The sequence below is a fragment of the Synechococcus sp. H55.11 genome (genome assembly GCF_047462475.1).
Lineage (GTDB): Bacteria > Cyanobacteriota > Cyanobacteriia > Thermostichales > Thermostichaceae > Thermostichus.
Map to the genome: position 1 here is coordinate 1 of NZ_JANSJI010000133.1, position 1,479 is coordinate 1,479.

The window sequence follows — 1,479 nt, forward strand, 5'->3', positions numbered from 1 at the left end:
GGCTTGTACAGTGCCATTCCACCATTCGTCGTTCGTAAACGGCTCAGCTTTGGGAACACCGGGGTGCCCACACCAAAAGTCGATCAGGCGGGTCATGTTGGGGAAAACCAGCTCGATGAAGTGAAGCTTTTGCTCCTCGCTTAACTTATTGATTTGCCGCATCGTGTAGGGCACCGGCTTGGTCAAAACCCTCTCCACCTTCCACTGCTGCCAGTTCACCATGCTAATAAACTCAAGGCCGGCCTGCCTTAACATCTCAAACACCTGCGGCACCGTAAAGCCCTTGTCGCTGCGCAGCAGGAAATTGGCTAGAATTCCCCCTGTGGTTTTGATGGCATCGCCGTTCCAGTGGCTCTTCACAAAGCTGGCATCGGTGAGAGCTTCCATCACCTCCCGCAGCAGCGGTACAGCTTTGGCCGCTGGCTCATCCATCACCCCCAGCAGCTCCATCGCATCCTGCATGTTGAAGATAAACTGCCGCTGATAAAGGCTGTGCACATTGCTGCGAATGATCCCGTCGGGCTTGAGCACCTGCCGCATGCCTTTCAAACCGGCCACCGGATCCTCCAGCAGGTAGAGAACGTCGTTGCAGGCGATAAAATCAAACTCCTCCCCCAGCGCCGTCATGTCGGTAATGTCCATAACATGAAAGCGGGCGTTCTCGATCTTGTGGAACTTGAAGCGCTGCTCCGCCAGCTTGACAGATTCGGTTGAGATATCCACTCCCACATAGCGAGCGCCGGGGTTGGCGGTTGCCAAAACCAAAGTTTCCCAGCCGGAACCACAGCCGGCATTGAGCATCACCTTGCCTTCTGGCATGACTACCTTGCGATCCCGCAGGTACCTGGCTGTTGTGAGGCTGTTGGCAAACAAGGCCAGGTTGTCGGTAACCGTCTGCTCAATCGGCACGTTCGGGTATGGAAACTCGTCAAACTGCGCCTGTACGGGGTTGGACACAACTTTCTCTGCCATGGCGGCCTTCCTGTGTTTTTAGGTATCCCAAACTCTTAGCACGCTCCCTATCGTACTGCACAGCCAGCAATCTATATCTCTCCGGCGTTCCTCTGGCCTTGAAGCGGGTAATCTTTGCTGGTAGCTTTTTGATAGCGCTGCCTTAGTGTTGATCTCATCCTGCCGGGGGGTTTTTTCCATGGGCTCACGCAGACGCCTATTGCTGTTGGCGGTAACTTTTCTCTTCGGGATCCTGGCAGCCTGCGGCCTGGCCACGGGGCCTGGCTTGATCAGCCGTCCAGAGACGCCCTCCTCCACCCCTGCCGCCTACTACGACGGCAACCCCCAATCGGTAACCATCCGCGATGTCGCCATCGCCTTTGCCATCGCCAGCGGGATCACCCAGCCCAGCCAGATTGTTAGCTTTGTCAACAACGTTTTGCGGGTGCAGCCGCCCATAACTTTGGCTGAGGTGACCACGGCCAACCCCAACCCAGTTGCCATTTCTGACTTCGATGGCGACGGCAG

The 1,479-nt window shown here is 56.3% G+C and carries 1 protein-coding gene and 1 pseudogene; one reads left to right on the top strand and one right to left on the bottom strand.

Annotated features, from left to right (window positions below; genetic code table 11):
• Nucleotides 1–972, bottom strand: a 972-nt coding sequence (locus NW853_RS05585; RefSeq protein WP_414348247.1) for a class I SAM-dependent methyltransferase, incomplete at its 3' end; no start/stop codon positions are given.
• 178 nt (nt 973–1,150) lie between these two features.
• Between NW853_RS05585 and NW853_RS05590 the strand changes: the two are divergent.
• Nucleotides 1,151–1,479, top strand: a pseudogene (locus tag NW853_RS05590) (peptidase M8); the annotation flags it as partial.